Source organism: Salipiger sp. HF18 (assembly GCF_011806505.1).
GTDB lineage: Bacteria > Pseudomonadota > Alphaproteobacteria > Rhodobacterales > Rhodobacteraceae > Salipiger > Salipiger thiooxidans.
In genome coordinates this window covers 1-7,416 of record NZ_JAATOS010000188.1, presented here as the reverse complement: position 1 = coordinate 7,416, position 7,416 = coordinate 1, and the positions used below count along the sequence as shown (strand labels likewise).

Here is a 7,416-nt window from a genome sequence, read left to right as displayed (position 1 = left end):
CAAGCGCAGCTTCGATTCGGGCGCGGCGCGCGGCGCGGCCCTTCAGCGCGGGCGGCAGACCGAAGGCAAGGTTGCCGCCGACCGAGAGATGCGGAAACAGCAGCTCGTCCTGGAACAGGATGCCGGTGCGTCGGGCCTCGGGCGGCAGCGCGGTGATGTCGCGCCCGTCGAGCAGGATGCGTCCCCCGAGCGTGAAGGCGGGCGCCAGCGTGCCGGTGAGCGCGGCAAGCAGCGTCGACTTGCCCGAGCCCGATGGCCCCATGACGGTCAGGATCTCGCCCGGGGCGACGGAGGCATCTACCGCCACCATCTCGGTGTCGCCCTGCGTGATGCGCAGCCGCTCCAGCACCAGCCCCTCAGCCATGGTGCAGCCCCCGGCGGTTGCGCCAGACCAGCGCTGGCACCAGAAGCGCGAGGGCGAAGGGCACGAAGGCGGCGGCGGTCTGCATCAGCGCGGTGACGCCCACGGTCCGCCGCGCCCCGCCCGAGGCCAGCGCCACCGCCTCGGTGGTGAGCGTCGGCACCCGGCCCGCGCCCAGCAGCAGTGTCGGCAGGAACTGCCCGACCGAGACCGCGCAGCCCACCGCCGCGGCGGTCAGCACCGGGCGCAGCATCATCGGCAGGCGCACCCGCCAGAAGACGCCCCAGGGCCCGGCCCCCAAGGCGCGTGCAACGGCAGCGTGGCGGGCGTCCCAGCCGCGCCACGGGTCCGACAGCGACAGGAAGACGTAAGGCAGAACGAAGATCAGGTGCGCCGCGACCACCGCCGCGCGGGTGCCATCGACGCCGCTCACCAGCGCGAGGATCTGCAGCCCGGGCAGGAAGGCGATCTGCGGGACGATGAGCGGCAGGTAGAGCAGCCACAGCGCCCGTGACGACGGGCGCAGGCCGAAGCGGTCCTCGGCCTCGAGACAGGCGACGACCAGCACCAGCGCGCAGGCGACCGAGACCAGCGCGATGAGCGCGGTGTCGAGCGAGGGCGCCAGCAGCGCCGGGCCGCTGCGCCGCCAGCCGCCGAGCGTGAGCGCGTCGGGCAGGAGCGCGGGAAAGCCCCAGAACCCGGCCACCGACCAGAGGCCCAGCACCGCGAGCCCGAGGATCACCGCCACGGCCGAAAGCGTTCCGAGCCCGAGCGAAAGCGTCCGCAGCGGGGCGTCGTTCCGGCCGCGGCCGCCGGCCTCGATCCAGTGCCGCCCGGCGCGGGCCACGACGATCTCGCCCAGCCGCCACAGACCCAGCGCGGCGACGGTCAGCCCGAGCTGCAGCAGGGCCCCCGCCGCCGCCCGCAGTCGCATGGCAAGATCCGGGTCGGTCATCCAGCGCAGCACCTGCACCGCCAGCGTCGGCGGCGTGTTGGGCCCGAGGATCATCGCCACGTCGACGGTGCTCATGGAGAAGGCCAGCACCGCGTAGACCGGCAGGCGGATCTGCGGGTAGAGCCTCGGAAACACGGTCTTGAGCCAGCCCACGCTGCGCCCGTAGCCGAGGCTGCGCGCGGTGGCGAGGCTCTGGACCGGGCGCAGGGCGGGCAGGGCGGCGAGCGTCATCAGAAGCAGGAAGGGCATCTCCTTCACCACCAGCCCCGCGATCAGCGAGAGCCCCAGCGGGTCCTGCAGGATCAGCACGTCCGGCGGACGATCCCAGCCCGCGACCGGCGCCACGGCGCGGGCGATGAGCCCCGACGGCGCGATCAGGAAGGCGAGGCCGAAGGCCGCCGCCGCGTGGGGCACCGACAGCAGCGGCGAGAGCGCGCGTTCGAGCCAGCGGAAGGCGCGGGTGCCCTGCCAGCCGGCGCAGACCGCCATGGTCAGCGCCAGCGCCAGCAGGGTCGCTGCCAGCCCGGTGCCGAGGCTCAGCGCCGCGGCGCGCGGCAGGCCCGGCCACATGGCGAGGTCTCGGAAGGGCATCAGGCCGGGCTCGACCCGGCCCAGAACCGGCATGATGCCGAAGGCGGGCAGCAGCGTGCCCGCCAGCCCGGCCGCCACGGGGCCGAGCATCACCAGCAGCGTCAGCGCAGGCGCGAGCCGCAGGGGGGACACGTCACTCGGCCACGCCGTAGCGCTGCGCCCAGTCCTCTTCGAGCTTCTCCATCCACGACGGGTGCGGCTCGGGCAGGGGGGCACCGATCTCGTCGAAGGCGATGGCGGCGGGGCCGTAGTCGATGGCGTCGAAGCGCTGCACGTCGGCGGCCTCGAGCTTGTCGAAGTCGAGCACCGAGCCGAAGCCCAGCATCGCGGGATCTGCCATGCGCGCCTGCGCCTCGGGCGAGAGCAGGATGTCGGCCACCACCATGGCGCCGGCCTTTGCATTGGCGTTGAAGGGGATCGCGACGAAGCTGGCGTTGCCGAGGGTGCCGCCCTCGTGGACGTAGCTGCGCACCGTGTCGGGCAGCTCGCCGTTGGCGATGGCGTTGGAGGCGGCGTTGGGATTGAACTCGAAGGCGATGTCGATCTCGTTGTCGGCCATCAGCTGGATCATCCGCGCGGCGTTCTGCGGGTAGGCCTTGCCCTGCCGCCAGAGGTTCGGCGTGAGCGCGTCGAGAAACGCCCAGAGCGGCGCGGTCGTGGCCTCGTAGTCGGCATCTTCCACCGGCCCCTCAAGGGCGATCATGTCCGGCGAAAGCTCGATCAGCGCCTGCTTGAGAAAGGTGGAGCCCATGAAGTCCGGCGGCTGCGGATAAGAGAAGCGGCCGGGGTTGGCCTGCGTCCAGGCCAGCAGGGTTGGCATGCTGCGCGGCGGCTCGGAGAGGCGGGCGCTGTCATGAAAGAACACCAGCTGCGCAAGGCCCCACGGGCTTTCCATGCCCTCGGTCGGCACGGTGAAATCCGACGTCAGCGCCGCGTTCGACGGGTTGGTCAGCTGCCGGTTGGGCAGCGCCTCGGCCCAGGGCCCGAACAGCAGTTGCTGATCCTTCATCGCGGCGAAGTTCTCGCCGTTGATCCAGATGAGGTCGATGCCGCCGCCCTCGTCCTTGCCGGCGCTCTTCTCGGCCAGCACCCGGCTCACCGCCTCGGCGGTGTCCGACAGCTTGACGTGCTCGAGCGTGACGCCCTGCTCGGCGGCCTTCTCGCCGATCCAGCCGATGAAGGCATTGACGGGCTCGGATCCGCCCCAGGCGTTCCAGTAGACGGTCTGGCCCTGCGCCTCTGCGGTCACGGCCTCCCAGTCGGTCGGGTCGGGATCTGCGAGGGCGGGCAGTGCAAGCGCGGCGGTCATCGCCAGTGAAGCGAGCAAGGTCTTCATTCGTCTTCCCCCGGTGGGTCCCGAACAGGCTCGGGATTTCATGAGTGTTTTCCTGCTTCTGGCAGGAGCGGTGATGTAGCGTCAAATGACAATGCCGCAAGAAAGGTTTCAACGTGGCGCTTGCCGGGCGTCCGGGACATGCATAGCTCTGGGGAAACGCAAGGGAGGCGGCACCATGTGGGAAGAACGGTTTTCAACCAAGGAGTACGTCTTCGGATGCGCCCCCGCGCTGTTCCTGCGGCGCCACGAGGACCGGCTGACGCCCGGCGCCACGGCGCTTTCGGTGGCGAGGGGCGCAACTCGGTCTTCCTTGCAGAGCAGGGCCTTGTCGTCTCCGCCTGGGACGGCGCGCCCTCGGCGGTGGCCAAGGCACGGGCGCTGGCGGAAGAACGCGGCGTCCCGGTGCAGTACGAGGTGGCCGACATCGAGACCTGGGACTGGCCCGAGGCGGCCTATGATCTCGTGCTCGGGGTCTTCATCCAGTTCGTCGGCCCCGAGGCGCGGGCCCGGCTCTTCGATCGGATGAAGTCGGCGGTGAAGCCCGGCGGCCTGCTGATGCTGCACGGCTACACGCCGAAGCAGCTCGACTACGGCACCGGCGGGCCCAAGGTGCTCGAGAACCTCTACACGCCCGAGTTGTTGCGCGAGGCCTTCGGCGACATGGAGATCGAGGTGCTGGAGAGCTACGAGACGGAACTCGACGAGGGCGCCGGCCATGTGGGCATGTCGGCGCTGATCGACCTCGTGGCGGTCAGACGCTGACCGGGAGCGCTGCGCGCAGATCGTCGGGCAACGCGCCCCGCGCCAGCGAGCGCAGCACCGGCGCCGTGCCGAATTCCTCGTGCTCGGTGTAGAACGAGGGCGTCACCAGCACCCGCAGCCCCGCCGCCCTGCGCCGAAAGCACACCGTTGCGGCTGTCCTCGAGCGCGACCGCGTCGCGGGGCGCGATCCCCAGCCGCTCCAGCGCCAGCAGGTAGACGTCGGGCGCGGGCTTCTTGGCGGGCACCTCGTCGCCCGCCGCGATCACGTCGAAGACCGCGTCCCCGTCGCTTCCCCAGCAGCACTGGCAGAGCGCCTCGACATTGGGGCGGCTGGTGGTCGTGGCAATGGCGATCTTCAGCCCCGCCGCCCGCGCGTCCGTGACCAGCGCGGCCACGCCCTAGCGCAGGGCAAGGCCGTCCGCGCGCAGCTTCGCGACGTAGCGCTCGGTCTTGGTGGCGTGCAGCGCGGGCACGTCGACCGCGTCCCCAGCGGCGCCGATCTCGGACAGCCAGGCCCGGATCCGTTCCTTGCCGCCGGTGGTGCACAGCAGCCGGCGATAGTCGTCGCGGCTCCAGTCCCAGCCAAGCCCGTGGGCGGCGAAGGTCTCGTTGAAGGCCTGCCGGTGCGCCTCTTCGGTCTCGGCCAGCGTGCCGTCGACGTCGAAGATCAGCGCACGCAGGGTCAAGCCTCGACGCGGGCGAAATGGCGCGAGACGATCTCGGGCAGCTCGTCCCAGTGGTCGAAGGTGTAGCTGTGGTAGAGCTCTGCGAGCGGCGTCTTGCGGTAGCCCCCGGTGTAGAGCGCAAAGGGCAGCCCGGCGCGCTGGGCGGTCTCGGCATCGACCTCGCTGTCACCGACGTAAAGCGCGCTGCCCGCGCCAAGCGCGCGCACCACGTGGTGCAGCGGCGCCGGGTCGGGCTTGCGCTGGGGCAGGGTGTCGGCGGTCGCGGTGGCCGCGAAGAAGCGGTCGAGCCCGAAATGCTCGAGCGCGATGCGCGTGGGCGCGCCCGGCTTGTTGGTGCAGAGCCCCATGGCGCAGCCCATGGTCTCGAGCCGGGCCAGCGCGTCCACCACGCCGGGATAGACCAGCGTGTTCGCGGGCTCGCCCTCGTAGTGGGTCATGAACTTGGCCAGCAGGCGGGCGTGCTCCTCGGGGTCGTCGCCCAGCCCCACGGCTTCCATAACGCGCGAGATCAGCACGCCCGCACCCTTGCCGATGAAGCTGCGCGCCTGTTCGAAGCTGATCTCGGGCAGGCCCTCGTCGCGCAGCACGAGGTTGGCGGCGAGGTGCAGGTCGGGGGCGCTGTCGATGAGCGTGCCGTCGAGGTCGAAGACGACGGCCTTGGGGTCGGCGGTCATGGGAGCGGTCATGCGATGTCCTCGTAATGTGCCGCTCAGGCGGCCTTCCACTTGATCGAACAGCCCATGGAAGGGATCTGTTCCCGGGGGCCGTGTCCGGTTTCCGCGACCTGTCTCATGGCCTCGAAGAGCTCGCGCTTCAGGTCGGGCGCGCCCGCTTCCTTGCGCGAGGCGTCGAGCCTGCCGCGGTACTGCAGCCCGCCCTTGGCGTCGAAGCCGAAGAAGTCCGGCGTGCAGGCGGCGTCATAGGCGCGGGCGACGCCCTGCGCCTCGTCGTAGAGGTAGGGGAAGGGGAACCCGCGCTCGTCGGCCATGACCTTCATGTTCTCGAAACTGTCCTGCGGGTAGGCGAGGGCATCGTTGGCGCTGATCGCCGCCACCCCGATGCCGAGCGCCTGCAGCTCGCGCGCGTCGCGGACGATCCGGTCGAGCACCGCGAGCACGTAGGGGCAGTGGTTGCAGATGAACATGACCAGCGTGCCCTTCGGCCCGGCGATGTCATCGAAGCGATACCTGCGGCCGTCCACGCCGGGCAGGTGAAAGCCCGGCGCGCGCCATCCGAAGTTGCAGACCGGAGGCATGACGGCCACGGCTCAGGCCGCCTTTGCCCGTGCGCCCTCGGCCGCCTCGCGGATCGCGCGCATGTTCTGGCCGTAGACCTCGGGGGTGTCGACCGAGCCGCCCTTGAACACGGCGGAGCCCGCGACCAGCACGTCGGCGCCGGCCTCGACCACCAGCGGCGCGGTCTCGGGGGTGATGCCGCCGTCGATCTGGATGTGGATCGGACGGTCGCCGATCATCTGGCGCACCTTGCGGGTCTTCTCGACGCCGGAATGGATGAACTTCTGCCCGCCGAAGCCGGGGTTCACCGTCATGATCAGCACCATGTCGCAGAGGTCGAGCACGTCGGCGCAGGCCTCGGCCGGGGTGCCGGGGTTCAGCACCACGCCCGCCTTCACGCCCTGCGCTCGGATCGCCTGCAGGGTGCGGTGGATGTGCGGGCCCGCCTCGATATGGGCGGTGATCATGTCGGCACCGGCCTCGGCATAGGCCTCGATGTAGGGATCCACGGGCGCGATCATCAGGTGCACGTCCATGAAGGTCTTCACATGCGGGCGAAAGGCCTTAACGGCGGGCGGGCCGAAGGTCAGGTTGGGCACGAAATGCCCGTCCATGACGTCGACATGGACCCAGTCGGCGCCCTGGTCCTCGATGGCGCGGATCTCGGCGCCGAAGTTTGCGAAATCCGCCGACAGGATCGACGGGGCGATCTTGATGGATCGGTCAAAGCTCATGCGCAGGTCTCCTCACGCTCGTTCGTCTTGCGCGCGGTCCACGTCGAGCCCGCCCAGGAAGACCCGGCTGGCACGGATGTCCGCCTCAGTTATGGTGCTCAGCGCCGTGGCGTCGAGCGGGCCGCTCGAGGTCTCGAACAGCCGGTTGGCCTGTCGCAGCCGCGCCCGGTCGAGCGCGTTGCGGATCGAGCGCGCATTGGCGAAATGCGGCTGCGCGCGTCGCTTGCCGATATACTCGGTCATCGCACGCTTGCCACCCTCGTCAAAGACGTAATTCTGTTCGGCGAGCATCGTCTCGGAAATCCGGCCCAGTTCCCCGTCGCTGTAGTCGGGAAACTCGATGTGATGGGCGATGCGCGAGCGGAAGCCGGGGTTCGAGGCGAAGAACCGGTCCATCCGGTCGGCGTAACCCGCCAGCACCACCACAAGATCGTCGCGGTTGTTCTCCATCACCTGCAGCAGGATCTCGATGGCCTCCTGGCCGTAATCGCGCTCGTTCTCGGGGCGGTAGAGGTAATAGGCCTCGTCGATGAAGAGCACGCCGCCCATGGCCTTCTTGAGCACTTCCTTGGTCTTGGGCGCGGTGTGGCCGATGTACTGCCCCACCAGATCGTCGCGTGTCACCGTCACGAGGTGGCCCTTGCGCACGTAGCCCAGCCGGTGCAGCAGGCCGGCGAGCCTGAGCGCCACCGTGGTCTGGCCGGTGCCCGGGTTGCCGGTGAAGGACATGTGCAGGGTCGGGGTCTCGGTGGCGAG

General features: G+C 70.2%; 8 protein-coding genes and 1 pseudogene. 1 reads left to right on the top strand and 8 read right to left on the bottom strand.

From position 1 onward, the window contains the following. The 3 genes from HC022_RS15245 to HC022_RS15235 all read right to left on the bottom strand — a co-directional run. A partial coding sequence (locus HC022_RS15245; protein WP_167453017.1) for an ATP-binding cassette domain-containing protein occupies positions 1–364 on the bottom strand: 364 nt, incomplete at its 3' end. Next, the gene (locus tag HC022_RS15240; RefSeq protein WP_368484674.1) at positions 357–2,039 is read right to left on the bottom strand and encodes an ABC transporter permease; all 1,683 of its coding nucleotides are present in this window, start codon (positions 2,037–2,039) and stop codon (positions 357–359) included. The genes HC022_RS15240 and HC022_RS15245, both read right to left, overlap by 8 nt. 1 nt (position 2,040) lies before the next feature. Continuing rightward, positions 2,041–3,243, bottom strand: a complete 1,203-nt coding sequence (locus HC022_RS15235) for an ABC transporter substrate-binding protein (protein WP_167453016.1) — start codon at positions 3,241–3,243, stop codon at positions 2,041–2,043. Between the two features lie 216 nt (positions 3,244–3,459). Between HC022_RS15235 and HC022_RS15230 the strand changes: the two genes are divergently transcribed. Then, positions 3,460–4,005: a class I SAM-dependent methyltransferase gene (locus HC022_RS15230; protein ID WP_368484673.1), complete on the top strand. Its 546-nt coding sequence runs from the start codon at positions 3,460–3,462 to the stop codon at positions 4,003–4,005. Here the strand turns inward: HC022_RS15230 and HC022_RS29680 are convergent. The 5 genes and pseudogenes from HC022_RS29680 to HC022_RS15205 all read right to left on the bottom strand — a co-directional run. Further along, positions 3,927–4,691, bottom strand: a pseudogene (locus tag HC022_RS29680) (HAD-IA family hydrolase). The gene HC022_RS15230 and the pseudogene HC022_RS29680 sit on opposite strands and share 79 nt — an antisense overlap. After that, positions 4,688–5,377, bottom strand: coding sequence for a phosphoglycolate phosphatase (gene gph / locus HC022_RS15220; RefSeq protein ID WP_167453015.1), 690 nt, complete (start codon positions 5,375–5,377; stop codon positions 4,688–4,690). The pseudogene HC022_RS29680 and the gene gph overlap by 4 nt, the downstream one beginning before the upstream one ends. A gap of 23 nt (positions 5,378–5,400) precedes the next feature. Next, positions 5,401–5,955: a thioredoxin family protein gene (locus tag HC022_RS15215; protein WP_040383872.1), complete on the bottom strand. Its 555-nt coding sequence runs from the start codon at positions 5,953–5,955 to the stop codon at positions 5,401–5,403. Positions 5,956–5,958: 3 nt separating this feature from the next. Beyond that, the gene (gene rpe, locus HC022_RS15210; RefSeq protein WP_167453014.1) at positions 5,959–6,660 is read right to left on the bottom strand and encodes a ribulose-phosphate 3-epimerase; all 702 of its coding nucleotides are present in this window, start codon (positions 6,658–6,660) and stop codon (positions 5,959–5,961) included. Between the two features lie 12 nt (positions 6,661–6,672). Beyond that, positions 6,673–7,416: AAA family ATPase (locus HC022_RS15205; protein ID WP_167453013.1), on the bottom strand; the 744-nt coding region annotated here is incomplete at its 5' end.

Excerpts from the sequence above, each read along its gene's own strand:
- HC022_RS15235 (WP_167453016.1), bottom strand. The coding sequence starts at position 3,243 with ATGAAGACCTTGCTCGCTTCACTGGCGATGACCGCCGCGCTTGCACTG.
- HC022_RS15230 (WP_368484673.1), top strand. The coding sequence starts at position 3,460 with ATGCGCCCCCGCGCTGTTCCTGCGGCGCCACGAGGACCGGCTGACGCC.
- gph (WP_167453015.1), bottom strand. The coding sequence starts at position 5,377 with ATGACCGCTCCCATGACCGCCGACCCCAAGGCCGTCGTCTTCGACCTC.
- rpe (WP_167453014.1), bottom strand. The coding sequence starts at position 6,660 with ATGAGCTTTGACCGATCCATCAAGATCGCCCCGTCGATCCTGTCGGCG.